This window comes from Hahella sp. NS-SX17, assembly GCF_057367735.1.
Map to the genome: position 1 here is coordinate 2,338,416 of NZ_CM170632.1, position 17,277 is coordinate 2,355,692.

Genomic DNA, 17,277 nt, shown 5'->3' on the forward strand with positions numbered 1-17,277 from the left:
GCAGGCAATGGAAACATGGCGGCCGGACCGCTGCAATCTCGTAGAATCACTTATCCTGCGGGGCTTCGAGCGACGTCAGCAACCTCTGCGCACAGTCTCTCAGACGGGCGATGATTTGTTTTCGGCCGCTTAAGCCTGTCAGCAGGGAGACTTCGCTCCAGTCTTTCTGTTGTTGTACTTTGGCGTTCCAGAGCGCAGCGGCTTTTTCATCCAAGTCAGGTGGGTCGCTGGATGCGCTCAATTCCAGCAAGAGATCTTCGACGTTTTCGTAGGGCCGATGCTCTTTCACAAACAATTTTATTAGCTCGATTTCCGCAGCTTTCAATGCTTCACATGGGACAGAGGGGAGTCGAGAAAGTATCCAGGGCTCATGGGCGAAAACATAACGGCCATCGAAAGCGCTACGACGAGCAAAGCGAGCGTAAGCATGCGCTATCAGTGTTTTACCCTGTGGGGTGAGAGGCGTGGCCACACAGGCTGCGTAGGCGCCGGCGACATGATCCCGTTTGCCGCCCAGGCGCAACAAACGGTAACCGGCCTGTTCCCAGAATTGCAATAGTGGATCGGAGGCGCCGAAACTGGCGCCAATCAGAGCGCAGTCGGTTTCTTGCAAAGCTTTCTTTAACGCCTGCAACATCCATAAGCCAGCGCCGCGTCTCTGGCGTTCAGGGTGCACCGCGATGCGAATGACCCTCGCCATAGGAAGACGCAAGCCCTCGGCAATGCCCATCTGCTGTGCGAACAACTGTTGCAGTAAGTGACCTCGAGGGCGTCGGGCGCCGCGCCAGATCGCTTCTATCAATGACGGCTCGGTGAACGGGCGCTCGTGGGACAGTAGGACGGCGCCCAGTATACGGTCTTGCGCCTTTAGCACGAAGGTGTCCAATCCTGGGCTGTCTAATAGAGTCCTTAAGTCGTCCGGGGTCGTGCGGTAGTGGGCCAGGGTCAACAGCTGAAATATTTCGGATAGCTGCTGCGGACTTTGTAGCAGCGTCTGGCCATCAAGCTTTTCGAAGCATAGTTCGGTCTCTCTCCATTCTGTCGGAAGGGGAGCGGGCTGGTATAGGTTGACTAGCAGGGCCTCGTTAATAAACGCCTCCAACGGGTCGCCATGAGACCAGCGAACCGGTTGCGACATCGCGAGGCGTCGCCATCCCGGGCGGCATTTATTCAGGAGAGGAAAGACGCGCAGCGGAAACCCTTGTCCGGTGCCTTCATAGCCATGAATCGTAGTGGCGAAGACTATGGTGGGATAGCAGTCCATCAGAGACGCGAGGATCGGTGTTGGGATTGCGGCTGCTTCATCAATAAGCAGCATGTCCGCGGTGGGAAGGCGTTGGAGCAGGTCGTCGGGAGCAATGAAGGTAAGGCGCCGTTTTAACTGCTCCTGATCCAGTCCCAGTTCCGTGAAGGTCATTTCCGCGTGTTTGAAAAGAGTGGCGGCGGCGGCGAAGGAAGGCGCCGTCACCACAATGGTTTCCATACGCTCTGCGATTCGGTGCGCCGCTGCAACGCCCAATGCGGCGGATTTGCCGCGACCGCGGTCTGCGGTCACCACCAAGGCGTCCTGCTGTCTGGCCGCCAGCGAACGCAGCGCGGTTATCACGGCGGACTGAGAAACTGTTCCTGCGTCTGCGCGGGTATTGGATAAATGACCTGTCGCAGTGTGACTGACAACGGGAGTTGCGTTATTCGTAAATGTGATTCGCAGCCAACCGCGGGCGATGCTCAGATGGCTTTGCAAATGGCGTAGATAATGGCCTTCGACATCCTGGTAGGTAAACGGATGCGCCAATAGCCTGCGGTAGTCTGGATCGTCGAATGTTGGCCACTCCCGGGCCGGAGGAGTCAGCAGGAGCAGTGCGCCGCCGCCGCGTACTATTCCAGTGAGTGCGGCGAATGCATCTGCATGGAATCCGTTGCGCGCGTCATAGATCAGGCAGTCGGCCTCTTGTCCGAGCCGAGTTTGAAAGCGAGCGGCTTCCAAGGTTTCCAGGTTGGCCCTGAAGGAGGTGGGTGGGGAGGGAGGGGCTCCGACCCAAATCATTCTCTGTCTGGGATCTAAGGCATCCAATATTGGCCAAAGCACGGACTCAATTTCAGCAGCGTTTCCTTGAATTAAAACAGGCAGTCTGAAATTGGCCGCGCGGGCGGAAGCGTGGATGGACGCCAGGGCGTCGGACCAGCTCTCGCCTTGAGAAAGAACGGAATACTGCATGAATGGTCGTTTTCTGCGTCGGGTCAGTCTTTTGGAGTGCGGTCGCTGTTCATGAATTTGGTGACGAACACGCAGCTGTCATAACGCTCGAATGACCAGCGCATCGTGGCGTTAATCGCCGCTATGACATCGTCGAAAGAACCGAATACCTGAGTGCTCATGCGGTTGGGGCGGACATCCACGCCAGATTGCTGCTCAAGGTGCTTGATGACGTCCCGAACCGGTGGTTTGAAGTCGCTGGTGAAGGGGTAAAAGCTCAATTCCGCTGAAATGTCCATCCTGTGCTCCTCACTGTGGTTGGCCTTGGAACCGGCTGTGCAAACATGTCGGCTCTGTGGTGTCTATGTTAGCAGCGCCGCACGAGATCATATAGCGCGTTCGTATGGGGCGTTTTTATAGAGTGTTCGCATAGATGGCTTGAATGCTGATGAAACCATACAAATACAGGGCGGAGGCGCTTATAATACCGGCCAATTATTTCAGGGGGACCCACTGTGTTTGATTTGCATAAATTTTCCCTTCGCGCGCAGGAAATCATTGAGGCCGGCAAGTTTTTGTACGGCGCCGGCTGGTCTCCCGCCACCAGCAGCAATTACTCCGCGCGCATCGACGACGCCAACATCGCCATCACGGTATCCGGCAAGCACAAAGGGCGTCTGCAAGCGCAGGATATTATGGTCGTGGATCTGCAAGGGAGGGCGGTGGCCAGCCAAATGAAATCCTCCGCGGAAACCCTGCTGCATACCGTTATCTACGACCTGAAACCCCATGTCGGCGCGGTGCTGCATACCCATTCCGTGACCGCCACGGTGCTTTCCCGCGCATTGCGTCCCAATACGGAGATCGTATTTGAAGATTACGAACTCCAAAAAGCCTTCCGTGGCGTATATACCCACGAAGGGCGCTGTGTTGTTCCCATATTTGATAACACTCAGGATATTGAAGCGTTGTCCGCGTTATCGGTGGAATATCTGAAAGAGCATTCGGATTGCCCCGGTTACCTTATTCGCGGTCACGGTATGTATACCTGGGGAGAGACCATGGCGGAATGTCTGCGCCATGTGGAAGCCATGGAATTCCTGCTAGCCTGTGAATTGGAGATGATGAGGATCAAGTCATGAGTAGCCTGCGTATTTATAACGACAACGACTTTTCGCACCCCCTGGTGTTTACAGAAGACGGCGCGGAAATTTCCCGCCAGTTAAACGAAGTTGGCATTCGCTTTGAGCGCTGGTCCACCCGCGAACTGGAAGACGGCGCGACGCCGGACTCTATCCTGGCCGCGTACCAGGCTGAAGTGGAAAAACTGAAAGCGGAAAACGGCTTCACTACGGCGGATGTGGTCAGCCTGACCCCAGCCCACCCACAGAAAGATGAGTTCCGTAAGAAATTTCTCGACGAGCACCGTCACAGTGAAGACGAAGTGCGCTTCTTCGTGCGTGGACAAGGCCTGTTTTATTTGCACCTGGAAGACAAGGTTTATGTTGTGCAATGTCGGAAAAATGATCTGATCAGCGTTCCTAACGGAACTAAACACTGGTTCGATATGGGGCCGGAGCCTGAGTTCACCTGTGTGCGTTTGTTCACTAATCCTGAAGGCTGGGTGGCGCAATTTACTGGCGACGAAATCGCATCTAAAGCGCCTCGCTTCGAGCAGCTGATCGAGGCGGCGTAATGGCGGAGTTTAACGGAATCAGAGCCATCGTCACCGATATTGAAGGCACCACAAGTAGCATCAGTTTTGTGCATGAGGTGTTGTTCCCGTTTGCCGCCAAGAATATGGACGCTTTTATCCGGGAGAACTTTTCCGCGCCTGCTGTCGCAGAGCAATTGGATGAGGTCGCTCGTTTAGGCGGCGTTGACCGCAAAAGCCCGGATGCGCTGATCAAGCAGCTGTTGGACTGGATCGCGGAAGACAAAAAAATCACTCCGCTGAAGGCGCTGCAGGGCATGATCTGGCGCTCCGGTTACGACGAGGGCGCCTACAAGGGGCATGTCTATCCTGAAGTGGCCGAGCGTCTGCGCCATTGGCGCGAGCTGGGCATTCGCTTGTTTGTCTATTCATCCGGCTCAGTTGCGGCGCAGAAGCAGATTTTTGGTTTTTCCGAAGCGGGCGACCTGACGCCGTTATTTAGCGGCTATTTTGATACGCGCGTCGGCGGCAAACGAGAAGCGGACTCCTATCGGGCGATAGTGCGCGAGGTGTCGGAGCCAGCGTCCAGCGTCTTGTTTCTCTCCGATGTGCCGGCGGAGCTCAGCGCAGCGGCGGAAGCCGAGTTGCAGGTGTGCCAGCTGGTGAGAGGAGAAGGCATCGAGCGTCAGGAGACTTATCCGGCGGTCGCCAGCTTTGCTGATCTGGTGATTAAGCCTGCCTGAGTATAAACAGGGGGCGATGAAGAACGCCCCCTTAAACTTCTGTGACTAGCAGGAGATTTTAATTTAAACGGCTTTCACGTTGACCGCTCATTGCGACGGGCTATGAGTCAACTTTGCGTTTAACGATAGTCGTTCGTGTCACCCCGTTTGAGTCCTTTTTATCAATTACGATATTGCCATCATCATCATCATCGACAGACTTTACTTCTCGCCCCTTATCCAGCGCTTCTTGTCTGGCTTTTTGCGAAGCCTCCGAACCGTTTATCTCTGCCATAACTGAAAGATTGGTCTTGGCGTAATGCTTTGAAATTAAGAGGCTTTTATGTTTTTAAAAAGCCTCTAAATCTGTCGCGGCTATGTTTGTATCCGAATGGTTAGAACTTTGTCTTCATTTAATGAGACGTTCAACTTCAAAGCAAGACAGGCGACGGCTTCCTGCACTATAGCCAGGCCGAGTCCGTAGTGGTCGCGCTGACTACGGGACTCGCCCTTACGCCAGAAGGGATGGAATAGGCGGTCGAGGTCCTCTTGGTTCAACTCCGACGCGGTGTTTTGAGTTTCCAGGGTAAAGCCGTCGGCGCCCTCGGACAGGGTCAGGACGACGGTGGACTCCAGAGGGGCGTACTCCACGGCGTTGGTAAATAAATTGGCCATGATAGTGGTGAGTAGTCCCTTGTCGCTGGTGATGATGAGTGTGTCCGGCGTTTCCGCCTGCACCAGCAGACCTCGTTTCTTGGCGAGTCCGTGTATACGCTGACGCTGTTCGTCGAATAAGGCGGCGGCGTTGATGGAGGCGTTTTCTGGTTTGCTTGACCCGGATTGGAAGCGGGCCAATAGCAACATGGAGTTGACCAGATTGGCCATTGAATGCGACAAGTGGTTCGCGTGGCGCACCGCTGTCAGCAGGCGCTCCCGATTTTGCTGGGCGCGTAGCGCGATGTCCGTGGCGATGCGTAACTCCGCCAGCGGCGTTCTCAGTTCGTGGGCGGCGTCGGAGGTGAAGCGTCGCTCCCTTTGCAGGGTGAAGTCCAGTCGTTTCAACAGTGCGTTGAGCGTATCCGCAACCGGCGTGATCTCCTGCGGCCAATGAGAATCTGCCTCCAGTTTTTCGCCACTGGAGCGAATGGCGCTGACTTTGAATGTCAGTTCTCGTAACGGTCTAAGTCCGTGGCCGATGGTAAAGTAAACAATCAGAAAAGTGATTGCAGGCAGGATTGCTGCGATAGCCAGCATCCAGTTGCGCAGCAGCGCGATAGATTGGTCCAGGGAGGCTCGCTCCCGGGCGACCAACAGTTGTACTTGCATTCCCTGCACGGCCTCTGAAACCTCCAGGTCGGGCTGTTCCTCGGCCCAGCCCCATTGCGCGTCGACTTTCTGAAAAACTGCCCGCGCTGGATGTTTGTCCTCCAGATCGAAGAAGTAGGGAGTTCTATCTGCAGGACGAGGCGGGTAGGACAAACGGCGATTTTCTTCCTCCAGCATGGGAGACTGATCCATTATTTCTGAGCCATTTGCGCTCCACGCCTGGAAAATGCGTGAACCGCCGGAGTTATAGTGTGTCGCCACGTCGAAGTCGATATCGATATAGAAGTCGCCGTCCGGCCAGACTCGGGCGACGCTGGCGACATTCTGAAATTCCAGCAGCAGATCGCGATCAAAGTTGTCGATGAGAATCTTGCGCGCAACCAGATAGGCGGCGGAGCACAGGGCCAGCCCCAGCAGACTGACGCCTACGAAGGTCAACCAGGTGGTGGTGAAACGGATGGATTTCATCGCATTGAACGTTTGGAAGTTGAAAGTCGATGGTTATGACTGGCGTATCTGATAGCCATGTCCCCGGCGGGTAAGGATAAACGAAGGACGGTCTTTGTGATCAATCATTTTTCGCAGGCTGGAAATGGCGGAGTCCACGACATTGCTCATAGGCTCGACTTTATCGTCATAAATTTTGTGCTCGATTTCCTGCCGGGATACTACGCGGTGACGGTTCAAGGCCAGACACTCCAGCAGCGCATACTCCCGAGGCGGCAGAGCGATGGGAGCCCCGCTGACACTGACTTGCTTGCTGTGTAAGTTAATCGTCAGTTCGCCGATTTCCAGTAGGTTGCTGGCGCAACCAGCGCGGCGACGCAATAACGCTTCAATACGAGCCAGCAATTCAGCGAAGTCAAAGGGCTTTACCAGATAGTCGTCGGCGCCGCTGCGGAGGCCCAGCACGCGATCTTCAACGTCGTCGCGGGCGGTTAACATCAGCACCAGGCTGTCGGCGCCCAGTGTGCGCAGTCGGTCCAGCAATTCGAATCCGTTCATGCGGGGAAGCATGATGTCGAGAATAATCAGGTCGTAGGCCTGCTCGCTGGCGAGCCACAAACCTTCCTCGCCGTCTGCGGCGGCGTCGACCACATAACCGGCGTCGCCCAGTCCCATGACCAGGCTTTGGCGTAATATTTCGGCGTCTTCAATGACTAGTAAGCGCATAAAAAGGACTTGATCCTGTAGTGACGGTCTGTCCGACCCTGATAGTCGGGCGCGTCCCTGCGCCCTTTCGCCTCAACTTTCATTAACATGCCAATATCATGGCCATATTATTAATCAGGCGGACAAATAGCTTCCTTCTATTCGCCTGCAACGACACTTGTCTACAACGACAGGGCCTGCGCATGTCAGGACCTGTCACCCTTGGCGGCGAGACGCAGGATTAATAATAGCCTTCGCAGGCGACGACGTTACGTCCGTTCAGGCTGTAGCCTCTCGCCCAAAGGCCGGAAATTCCTACGCTTTCGAAATAGGGGCAGGCCCGACGCAGGAAGCGGCGTTTGGATATTTCTCCTTCGTCGCCGTCCGTGTAGTACTCCTGATTGAACACGGCCTTGTTGGCGTTAAGGAAGGTATCTTCATATTCCTCACACTCTTCATAGGCGAAGCACTGTTCATTGACCGCGAAATCGAAGTAAGCCACGAGTTCCTCCGCCTGACCGACATCGTTCTTCAGTCCGACGCTGAGGCCGCGGGCGTGGGCCGCCTGAGCGATCCAGATATTATAGGCCAGCTGGTCCGCCGCGCTGATTTCCCCCTGAGTTTCGTCGGGGTTATCGTAGCCGTCGACATTATCCGGCTCAACGGCGTCGCAACCTGCGTCCCGGGCTAAGTCCAGGCGTGCTTCCATGATGGGTTTGATGGTCTGCTCCAATGCTGTGTGGTCGCCAATGTTCAACCAGGTTTCGCCGGGCCAGTCGTCCATGTCGCCATCAACGATGACAGAATCCTCGGTGAACTGGTTGGCGTCAGGACGCCAATCTTCACGGGTGCCCGCGCTGAAGTAGCAAATGACTTTCTTGCCTTTGTTTTTCAACTGCTGGATGAGGCTGTTGGAGCCATTTTCACTGCCCTCGAACAGGTCAATGTCATAGGCGTCGACGTCCAGGTCCAAGTTAATGGAACCATAACGCTGTAGTTGCCACATCCAGGTTGTTCCCGGCGTCGGGCTCCAGATATCGCCGCTGTTGTCTCCATCATCACCGCCGGTATCGCCGCCGCTGTCTCCGTCGTCGCCGTCACCACCAGTATCTCCGCCGTTATCACCACCGGTGTCGCCACCATTGTCTCCGCCGGTATCGCCACCGTCGTCATCTCCATCCCCATCCCCGTCGTCGCCGGGATCTGTTGCGCCTGGACAGGACAGGCTGGTTCCGCCATCCAGTTCGAAGCTTTGTCGCCAAAGAGCGGATATGCCGGCGCTGACGAAATAGGAACAGGCGTTGCCGAGGAATTGCTCCTTGGTGATGACGCCTTCTTCGCCACTTTCATAATATTCCTGATTGAATACAGCTTTGCCGGCGCTTAGAAAAGTGTTCTCGTAGGCCACGCACTCGTTGCCCCAGGCGTAGCATTGTTCGTTGACGGCGAAATCAAAATAAGGCGCTAGTTCTTGCAACTGGTCTACGTCATTTTTTAAGCCGATGCTGAGACCTCGGGCGTGTGCGGCTTCCGCCAGCCATTTATTGTAGGCAAGCTGATCGGAAGCGCTGATGGCGCCATGGGTTTCGTCCCGGTTCGCGTAGCCATCCACATTATCGGGCTCCACCGCGTCGCAGCCTGCGTCCCGGGCCAAATCCAGCCGTGCTTCCATGATGGGTTTGATGGTCTGTTCCAGGGCGGATTTATTGCCAATGTTCAGCCAGGTCTCGCCAGGCCAGTCCTGCATGCCGCCATCTGCGATCACCGAACCAGGGGTGAATTGCTCCGCATCGGGTCGCCAATCTTCGCGGGTGCCTGCGCTGAAGTAACAAATGACGCGTTTGCCTTTGTTTTTCAACTGCCGAATCAGGCTATTGGAACCATTGTCGCTGCCTTCAAACAGATCAATGTCGTAGGCGGTGACATCCAGATTCATATTCATGGAGCCGTAGTTTTGCAGCTGCCACATCCAGGTTGTTCCCGGTTTGGGACGCCAGATATTGGCGGTGTTTTGCGATCCAGCATCGGAAGCAGAGCCGTTGTTGGTTGCTTTTGTCTCATTATCCCGGGTACCTGCGTCGGAGTTGCAGGCGGTGAGGCCCAATGCGCAGGCAAGCGTAGCCGCAACCAGTGCTGGTTGCAGGCGTTTGCGTGCGAAGGGCGGATTGGCGGAAATGTAAGGACCGAATAACTTCTGGGTCATTGCTGATCTCCTGAGGTTCTAATTATTAGTTAAGTAGGAAGACTGACTCACTTTTTGAGCGAGCCAGTTTCATCCTAATCAGGAGAAACTTACCGGAACATTATGATTGCTTGATTTTTGCGCTGAGCAAAAACTGAACTTTTTGTCGTGTTTCTATGTGGTCGTAAACTGCTTCTGATATTGACTGGGGCTGCGCCCGTACTGTCGCTGGAACCGTCGGCTGAAGTGGCTCAGATTGCGATACCCCATCTCGAAGCAAACACGGGTGACGGACTCACCCTGACGCAAAAGCTCGCCCGCCCGTTGCAGTCTTAGTTGTTGTTGAAACTCTGCAGGGGCGCAGCCGAAGTGGTTTTTAAACTCGGTGAAGAAACGGCTGCGGCTCATGCAGGCGATTTTGCAGAGCTGATCAATATCCAAGGGCTGTGTGATATGTTTCTGGATATGACTGAGTGCGGCGGCCAAGCCGTTAATGTCGGGCTGACGTTCACAAGCGCCCAATAAGAAGGCGCGGGTCTGCTGGCGCAGCATCCTCACTATTAATTCGCTGACGCCCAAATCGATCAAAATATCCCGGTCTGGCCCGTTTTCGCTGAACGTGGCGATCATTCTCTCAAGCAGCGCCTGGGTGGCCTGAGTATGAGGTGTGTGGAGCAGCGTCTCCCTGCGGTAGCGCCATTCTTCAAAGTCTTTATGCAGCGGCGCCACGTTGTTCATATGCGAACAAATGCTGTCCACCCGCGTGCGCGAGATTTCTACCGTCAGGCAGGAGGTCGGGCGGTCCAGCTCAGCGTCGGGAAAATCTATGCTGATGGTTTCGCCGGGGGCCATCACGAACGATTCCTGCGGCAGAAACTCCGCCGTGTAGTCGTCGCGACCGTGCAGAATTTTGCGTCCGCTGATCATGCCGCAATAAAGCAGCTCGTCCGCCGACAGGCCGACGCTTTGCGCGGGGAGATAGGTGTCGTAGACGCTCAACTCCGAGTTAGGGCCGGCGAAGGAGACCCTGTTTTCTATCAGCTCGCGTGGCTCGCGGGCTGCAATGGCTATTGCTCTTGTCACCTCTGTCACCCGTCAGTGTTTTTATTTTTGGGAGTAACCAGCAGACCTCAGTGTCCGTGGACTCACAGACAACAGATATGTACTAACAGATAAGCAGAGCCACTGTCCAGAGGTTTAAAGTGGCCCTATGGCGGTAGCGCCGCCGCGCCCGGCAGGCGCAGTCCATAACGACAAGTAGCCATAACAAAAATAGAGAGGACAACGGCATGATTTATGAACAACCTGGTCTCGATAAAGCCTTGGTTAACTTCAAAGCCCGCTACCAGAACTTTATTGGCGGCGAATGGGTGGCGCCAGTACAAGGCCGCTACTTCGACAACATCTCTCCGGTTAATGGTAAGAAATTCTGCGAAATCCCCCGCTCCGGTTCAGAAGATATCGAACTGGCGCTGGATGCGGCGCACAAAGCCAAAGACGCCTGGGGGAGAACATCCGCTACTGAACGTTCCAATCTGTTGCTGAAAATAGCTGACCGCATTGAGCAAAACCTCGAAATCCTGGCTGTGGCGGAGACCTGGGATAACGGTAAGCCGGTGCGGGAGACCCTGGCGGCGGATATTCCTCTCTCAGTAGATCATTTCCGCTACTTCGCCGGCTGTATTCGCGCTCAGGAGGGCGGGCTGGCGGAAATTGACGCCAATACCTTGTCATATCATATCCATGAACCGCTGGGCGTCGTGGGGCAGATCATTCCCTGGAACTTCCCGATTCTGATGGCGGCCTGGAAACTGGCGCCGGCGCTGGCGGCGGGCAACTGCGTGGTGCTCAAGCCGGCGGAGCAGACGCCAGCTTCTATATTGGTGCTGATGGAGCTGATCAGCGACTTGCTGCCCCCGGGCGTGGTGAATATTGTTAATGGCTGGGGCCAGGAAGCCGGTCAGGCGTTGGCCACCAGTAAGCGTATCGCCAAAATCGCATTCACCGGCTCGACGCCTGTCGGCTCGCATATTCTGAAATGCGCGGCGGAAAATATTATTCCTTCTACTGTGGAGCTGGGCGGCAAGTCCCCCAATATCTATTTTGCGGACATCCTGCGCCAGGAAGAGGCTTTCATCAGCAAGTGCGTGGAAGGTCTGGTGCTGGCGTTTTTCAATCAGGGCGAAGTCTGCACCTGCCCCTCGCGGGCGTTGATTCATGAGTCTATTTACGACGATTTCATCGGCAGAGTTATTGATCGCACCAAAACCATAAAACGGGGCAACCCTCTGGATACTGACACTCAAGTTGGTGCGCAAGCGTCTCAAGAGCAGTTTGATAAAATTCTCAGCTACATCGAAATCGGCCGCAAAGAAGGGGCGCAAGTGTTGTTGGGCGGCGGCATTGAAAAGCTTAACGGCGATCTGCAGGACGGCTTATATATCCAGCCGACCCTATTGAAAGGCGGTAATGACATGAGAGTGTTTCAGGAGGAAATCTTCGGTCCGGTAGTTGGGGTCACTACTTTCAAAACGGAGGATGAAGCGCTACGTATCGCTAATGATACTGAGTATGGCTTGGGCGCCGGCGTGTGGACGCGGGATATCAATCTGGCGTTCAGGATGGGGCGGCAAATCAAAGCGGGCAGGGTATGGACCAACTGCTATCATCACTATCCAGCGCATGCCGCCTTTGGCGGTTACAAAAAGTCCGGCGTCGGACGGGAAACCCACAAGGTGGCGTTGGAACACTACCAGCAAACCAAGAATCTGCTGGTGAGTTATGACATTAATCCGCTAGGCTTTTTCTAAATACAGACAGGGGACTCTGGCCAGGACGCGCGGATTCCCCTAAGCCCTGGAGCTGAGGGCTGGACTTTCAGACTGCTTGCGGCCGACAATTTCGATACTGACAGGACTATCGGAGCGGCCGTTTTTTTCATGATTGTTTCTTTACGTCAAATATTGGCGACAGCGGCTATTCTTCTCGTCACCGCATCGCTGTCCTCCTGTATTGGCCCTCCCGACACTGCTGAGGAATTGTTTCAGGATTACCGTGACCGCCTGGAGCGTGTACTGGACACAGATTTTCCATCTGGCGAGCGCGCATTACCCGTTGCGCTCTATCCGCGCAGTAAAGACCTGGTGCGGGATGTCGCTGAACTGAAGATTAACATACTGGACTTTCTGAGCTTATCCGACTGTGAATTGAATCGTCTCGTAGGCTTTCGCAACAGTTCACTGGGCAAGGTGATGCCCGCCAGTCAGAAATGGCTTTATGAGCAGCAATTCTTGCGTTTGGGGGAGGCCTGTCTGGCGGTGCTTGAAACCCAGAATGGCGACACTGAGCTTGCCGGGGAGCTGCGACGTGTGCTGGCGAGCAAACGCGACGAGATTCGTAATACAGCCTGGAATGCAACCTGGGCCGGACCGGAGTGGCAGACGTTGATGTCCCAGAAGGAGGGCGGCTTCGAATTGGATTTTCAGGCCGGCGACTGGACTGAGTTGAGTCTGGCTCTGTCTTCGCTGGCGGAGTGGTCGGCGCAGCCTGAGTCTCCGAGTCTGAGCGCGGACAGTCTGGAGGCGCTTAATCGTCGTTTGCTGACTTATCCCCTGGCGGGACGATTGTTTTTCTCCGCAGAGCGTTCGACTGTGGAAATGAAGGCGATTGTGGCGGGGTTGCGGCGGCGGCTCGCGGAGCGGCCTCTCTGTGTGAGCGGAGCGCCGACGGAGCGAAGCCGCATCCTGCAAAATGTACTGGTGAATATATATAGCGTTCGGGTGCAGCCCTATCTGGCGCAGCTGGAAAAAGCCCGTCGAGAATGGTTGCCGCCGCTGCAGCGTTCATATCGTCTCTTGCAGGGGGATAAATCCGCGGCGCTGCAGGCTTTTGCGCAGCGATATTTGCAGGAGGGCGAGTTCAGTTTATGGTGGGAGTTCCGTCAAAGCGCCGCTGAGCACGCGGCGATATGGACGCAAATGCTGGCTCAGTGCGGGATGGCGCCCGGCACTCCGGGCGCCGCAGAATCAGACGATGGCCAGGCTCGATGACGGCGTCACCCGCAAGACTTCGTCGATCGTCGTCATGCCGTTAGCCACTTTTTGCGCACCGCTAAGTCGCAGCGTACGCATACCTTCCTTCACGGCTACTTTACGGATACGCTCCAGGTCGCATTGTTCGTTGATGGACTCTTTCACGCTTTCGCTCAGCGTCATGACTTCGTACACGCCAGCCCGACCGCGATAACCGGTATTGCGACACTCAAGACAACCTACCGGGGCGCAGGCATGATCCGGCATGGAGGCTTTCCAGGGGTGAATCAGGTTTTGCCAGTCTTTTTCGTCAATGGTGGTGGGTTCCTTGCAGTTAGGGCAAAGCACGCGAACCAAACGTTGCGCCATAACCCCCAGCACAGTGGCTTTCACCAGATAACCGGGCACGCCCAGCTCAAGCAGTCGGGTAATGGCGCTGGGAGCGTCGTTAGTGTGCAGCGTGGAGAGCACCAGGTGGCCAGTCAACGCCGCCTGGATCGCCATCTCCGCTGTTTCCAGGTCACGAATCTCGCCCACCATGATGATGTCGGGGTCCTGTCGCAGCAACGCCCTGACGCCGCTGGCGAAAGTGACGCCAATACCGCTTTGCACCTGCATCTGATTGAAGGCGGGCTCCACCATTTCGATGGGGTCCTCAATGGTGCAGACGTTGACTTCCGATGTGGCCAGGCTTTTCAGTGTGGAATAAAGCGTTGTGGTTTTGCCTGATCCGGTAGGACCGGTCACCAGAATGATGCCGTTGGGCTGGCGGGTCATGGCGTTCCAGCGGCGATTATCGTCATGGCCAAAGCCAAGATCGGAGAAAGAACGTAACAATACATCCGGGTCAAATACCCGCATGACGAGCTTTTCGCCAAAAGCTGTAGGTAGCGTGGAAAGACGCAACTCGATTTCCAGGCCGTCCGGATTTTTGGTTTTGATGCGACCGTCCTGGGGTTTGCGCTTTTCAGCAACGTTCAGGCGACCCAGTATTTTCAGTCGGCTCACTACCGCCATGGAGACCTGCATGGGGAGTTCATAGACGTTATGCAGCACGCCATCGATGCGGAACCTGACATGGCCAATTTCTCGGCGGGGCTCAATGTGAATATCGCTGGCGCGCTGGTCGAAGGCGTACTGCAGCAGCCAATCCACGATATTGACGATGTGCTGGTCATTGGCGTCAGGGTTGGCGACATTGCCCAGCTCCAATAGCTGTTCGAAGTTGCCGATAGCGGCGGAGGTTTCACCGCGTCCTCCGACGGCTTTGTCCACCGAAGTGGCCAGTCGATAAAATTCTACGGTAAAGCGACGGATGTCCGCAGGGTTGGCCACCACCCGTTTGATATCTTTACGGACGACATGGCGAAGATTGTCTTCCCAGCCGGTGACGAATGGCTCGGCGCTGGCGATCACCACATGGTCTTTGTGAATTTCCACGCCCAGTATGCGATGGCGCTGCGCATAGGCGAAGGACATCAGAGAGGCTACGCCTCTGGCGTCTATCTTCAGCGGATCGATGTGGAAATAAGATTGACCGGCTTCTTTCGCCAGCCAGGAGGAAAGTTCCTCCAGTTCAAAAGCTTTGCCGGAACTATGATCAATCAGGCCTGAGTTGACCACCTGCTCGATAGGGTGCAAAGCCAGTTCGCTTTTGCTGCGAGGAGAGCTGAGGAACTTCTCTCCCTCTTCCTGTGTGATCCGTTTCAGACGCACCAGACGTTTGATGATGTCGACGGTGGTCAGCCATTGGGGTTGTGCGGAGGCGGCGATGCTCATTGGCTTAATATAACTGTTGTCTAATCCGAGAATATGTATTGCCCGCCGCAAGCCGCAGACATCGCTGTCAATGCGGCTTGGACGCTGGGTTTAGCCAGCGCGGCGCGCTTGTGCGTTCCATTTAATAAAGCACAGAATCGTACTGAACAGGATAACGCTCATTACAGCGAGAGCGCCACTGATCATTAAATTCTGACCTGCGGCGTAATCGCCGACGGCCCTTATAAAGTATAGGCAGAGCACAAAGCATAACCAGATCAGGCCGCGTATATGGCCCAGATACACCGCCGGGAAAAACGCCAGCAGCGGTAGACATTTGACGCCGACAATCAGCAGCCATGATGTTTCGGTATTCTGAGAAATGCTCTGCCAGGTGCTGAACAGCACCAAAAGAGTCAGTATCAGATAGCTCGCCGTCACCAAAGAGCGGGCGGCTTTTACTTTTTGCGATAGGGACAACGTTAATCTCCAGTTTACGCGACAGGGGTCAAACCCTGGTGATCGCCAGTCGATGCGCCAGCTCCGCCACCCGGCGGCCTAAGGCTCGACACAGCTGTAGTTCGGTTTCGTCTGCGCGACGGGCGCCGTCGGAGCCTGACCAATGGCCTGCGCCGTAGGGTGAACCGCCGCCTCGCGTTTCGCTGAGACCGGCCTCACTATAGGGCAGGCCAACCAGCAGCATGCCGTGATGCAAGAGGGGGGTGAGCATGGTTTGCAGGGTAGTTTCCTGTCCTCCATGCAGGCTGCTGGTGGATGTAAAGGCTGCGGCGGGTTTATCAATTAGCGCTCCCGCCTGCCAGAGTGAGCCAGTCTGGTCGAGAAAGTATTTCAGGGGAGCGGCCATATTGCCAAACCGCGTCGGCGACCCGATCACCAGTCCGCTGCAATTTTCCAGGTCTTCCAACGTGCAATAAACATCGCCTTCTTCGGGAATGGTCGGCGCTGTCGCTTCACATACGGCGGATACGGGGGGAACGGTGCGGACGCGTACGTCCATGCCGGTTGCCTGCGCTGCGCCGCGGGCGACATGCTGCGCCAGCAGGCGGGTGGCGCCGTTGCGGCTGTAGTAAAGCACCAGTAGATACGGGGCGTCTGTCGCTGGCTTCATGGTTTCCTTCATTTATAAGAGATGGAGAAATTACAGCAGTTCGTTAACATTTTCCGGTGGACGACCCAATACGGCGCGGTCGCCTTTAATGACAACAGGGCGTTCGATCAGCTTAGGGTGAGCGGCCATTGCTTCAATCAGCGCGTCTTCGCTGAGATCAGGGTTGGCTAAATTGAGAGCTTTGTACTCTTCTTCGCCTTTGCGCAACAGCTCCCTTGCGGATATGCCCAGCTTGGACAGCGCCGCCTTCAGTTCCTCCGCACTGGGAGGTGTTTCCAGGTATTTCACAACCGCTGGCTCTACGCCGCTTTCTTCAATAATCTGCAGCGTTTGCCGGGATTTGGAGCAGCGTGGGTTGTGCCAGATTGTGAGGGTGTTTTTACTCATCGTCTGTTTCCTGTTATTGCATTAGGAGGGCAAGTTTAAGCATCTGGGGAGCGCATTTCTAACACTTTCAATGACGGAAAAGCCAGACTCCCAATTCTCCACCCTTTTTCGTGTAGAATGCCGGTCTGCGTATTATCAGGAGAAACATTTTGATCGCCCGTCAAATTACCCTCGGTCTGTTTCAAGTCATTGCAAGTGGCGTCTCGACGATACGTCAGGCCATGTTCAGCGCGCTGATCGCAGGAGCCCTGCTGGCGTTACTGGCGGGCTGTTCGGAAGACAAAGGCGATGAGCCGCTGACGACCGTGGTGAAGCTGGCGGATGGCGGAGAAATCAACCTGGATCAACTGGGCGGGCAGTGGATTATTCTGAATTTTTGGGCGGAGTGGTGTGGCCCCTGTAAGGTTGAAATTCCTGAGTTGAATGAGCTAAATAGACATCCCGGCGTCATCGTTCTGGGGGTGGATTATGATAGCCACAAGGGAGAGGCGCTGACCAAAACCATCGACAAAATGGGCATTAACTTCCCAGTTTTGCAAGGCGATCCGACCCGTCACTGGAAAGTGGAAATCCCCAAGGTGTTGCCGACTACGCTGTTGATTCATGACGGCAAGGTGCAGCGCGAGATGATTGGCGCACAGACGAAAAATGCGATTTTGTCGGCTATTCCACAATAATCGCCGCCAATTGGCGTCTATATTTAAGAATTTGTGACTTTACTGAGAATTGTTGGCTAGCG

Annotated in this window: 16 protein-coding genes; 6 read left to right on the plus strand and 10 right to left on the minus strand. The window is 55.3% G+C overall.

What is annotated here, in order from left to right; genetic code table 11:
• Nucleotides 1-46: 46 nt before the first annotated feature.
• Both AC2IBB_RS10595 and AC2IBB_RS10600 read right to left on the minus strand, forming a co-directional pair.
• Nucleotides 47-2,218: a tRNA(Met) cytidine acetyltransferase TmcA gene (locus AC2IBB_RS10595; RefSeq protein WP_486332827.1), complete on the minus strand. Its 2,172-nt coding sequence runs from the start codon at nt 2,216-2,218 to the stop codon at nt 47-49.
• Nucleotides 2,219-2,241: 23 nt separating this feature from the next.
• Nucleotides 2,242-2,496: a hypothetical protein gene (locus AC2IBB_RS10600; RefSeq protein WP_486332828.1), complete on the minus strand. Its 255-nt coding sequence runs from the start codon at nt 2,494-2,496 to the stop codon at nt 2,242-2,244.
• A 216-nt stretch (nt 2,497-2,712) separates the two neighbouring features.
• Here AC2IBB_RS10600 and AC2IBB_RS10605 point away from each other — a divergent pair, with 216 nt between their 5' ends.
• The 3 genes from AC2IBB_RS10605 to mtnC are packed head-to-tail and all read left to right on the plus strand — an operon-like array spanning nt 2,713 to nt 4,594.
• Nucleotides 2,713-3,339: a methylthioribulose 1-phosphate dehydratase gene (locus AC2IBB_RS10605; protein WP_486332829.1), complete on the plus strand. Its 627-nt coding sequence runs from the start codon at nt 2,713-2,715 to the stop codon at nt 3,337-3,339.
• Nucleotides 3,336-3,893 (plus strand): 1,2-dihydroxy-3-keto-5-methylthiopentene dioxygenase, encoded by a 558-nt coding sequence (locus AC2IBB_RS10610; RefSeq protein ID WP_486332830.1) that lies wholly within the window; start codon nt 3,336-3,338, stop codon nt 3,891-3,893. The genes AC2IBB_RS10605 and AC2IBB_RS10610 overlap by 4 nt, the downstream gene beginning before the upstream one ends.
• On the plus strand, nt 3,893-4,594 hold the full coding sequence (gene mtnC / locus AC2IBB_RS10615) for an acireductone synthase (RefSeq protein WP_486332831.1): 702 nt from the start codon (nt 3,893-3,895) through the stop codon (nt 4,592-4,594). The genes AC2IBB_RS10610 and mtnC overlap by 1 nt, the downstream gene beginning before the upstream one ends.
• Before the next feature lie 354 nt (nt 4,595-4,948).
• On the opposite strand, the gene AC2IBB_RS10620 is transcribed toward mtnC, so the two are convergent.
• From AC2IBB_RS10620 to AC2IBB_RS10635, 4 genes are all read right to left on the minus strand, one after another.
• A complete protein-coding gene (locus AC2IBB_RS10620) occupies nt 4,949-6,367 on the minus strand; it encodes a sensor histidine kinase (protein WP_486332832.1) in 1,419 nt (472 codons plus the stop codon).
• Between the two features lie 33 nt (nt 6,368-6,400).
• Nucleotides 6,401-7,072, minus strand: a complete 672-nt coding sequence (locus AC2IBB_RS10625; protein ID WP_486332833.1) for a response regulator transcription factor — start codon at nt 7,070-7,072, stop codon at nt 6,401-6,403.
• A 220-nt stretch (nt 7,073-7,292) separates the two neighbouring features.
• Nucleotides 7,293-9,254, minus strand: coding sequence for an endo alpha-1,4 polygalactosaminidase (locus AC2IBB_RS10630; protein WP_486332834.1), 1,962 nt, complete (start codon nt 9,252-9,254; stop codon nt 7,293-7,295).
• A gap of 153 nt (nt 9,255-9,407) precedes the next feature.
• Nucleotides 9,408-10,316, minus strand: coding sequence for a helix-turn-helix domain-containing protein (locus AC2IBB_RS10635; protein ID WP_486332835.1), 909 nt, complete (start codon nt 10,314-10,316; stop codon nt 9,408-9,410).
• Between the two features lie 206 nt (nt 10,317-10,522).
• Here AC2IBB_RS10635 and exaC point away from each other — a divergent pair, with 206 nt between their 5' ends.
• Both exaC and AC2IBB_RS10645 read left to right on the plus strand, forming a co-directional pair.
• Nucleotides 10,523-12,043: an acetaldehyde dehydrogenase ExaC gene (gene exaC, locus AC2IBB_RS10640; protein ID WP_486332836.1), complete on the plus strand. Its 1,521-nt coding sequence runs from the start codon at nt 10,523-10,525 to the stop codon at nt 12,041-12,043.
• A gap of 129 nt (nt 12,044-12,172) precedes the next feature.
• On the plus strand, nt 12,173-13,282 hold the full coding sequence (locus AC2IBB_RS10645) for a DUF3080 domain-containing protein (RefSeq protein WP_486332837.1): 1,110 nt from the start codon (nt 12,173-12,175) through the stop codon (nt 13,280-13,282).
• On the opposite strand, the gene tfpB is transcribed toward AC2IBB_RS10645, so the two are convergent.
• The 4 genes from tfpB to arsC form a co-directional block, all read right to left on the minus strand.
• Complete coding sequence (tfpB, locus tag AC2IBB_RS10650; RefSeq protein WP_486332838.1) at nt 13,259-15,043, minus strand: type IV pilus assembly ATPase TfpB; 1,785 nt, start codon at nt 15,041-15,043, stop codon at nt 13,259-13,261. The genes AC2IBB_RS10645 and tfpB overlap by 24 nt on opposite strands.
• A gap of 90 nt (nt 15,044-15,133) precedes the next feature.
• Nucleotides 15,134-15,502, minus strand: coding sequence for a DUF2069 domain-containing protein (locus tag AC2IBB_RS10655; RefSeq protein ID WP_486332839.1), 369 nt, complete (start codon nt 15,500-15,502; stop codon nt 15,134-15,136).
• A gap of 28 nt (nt 15,503-15,530) precedes the next feature.
• Complete coding sequence (gene wrbA, locus AC2IBB_RS10660; protein WP_486332840.1) at nt 15,531-16,151, minus strand: NAD(P)H:quinone oxidoreductase; 621 nt, start codon at nt 16,149-16,151, stop codon at nt 15,531-15,533.
• A 30-nt stretch (nt 16,152-16,181) separates the two neighbouring features.
• A complete protein-coding gene (gene arsC / locus AC2IBB_RS10665; protein ID WP_486332841.1) occupies nt 16,182-16,538 on the minus strand; it encodes an arsenate reductase (glutaredoxin) in 357 nt (118 codons plus the stop codon).
• A 149-nt stretch (nt 16,539-16,687) separates the two neighbouring features.
• Between arsC and AC2IBB_RS10670 the strand changes: the two genes are divergently transcribed.
• Nucleotides 16,688-17,215 carry a TlpA family protein disulfide reductase gene (locus tag AC2IBB_RS10670; RefSeq protein WP_486332842.1) on the plus strand — a complete coding sequence of 176 codons (528 nt, stop codon included), beginning with the start codon at nt 16,688-16,690 and terminating at the stop codon, nt 17,213-17,215.
• The last annotated feature ends 62 nt before the right edge of the window (nt 17,216-17,277 follow it).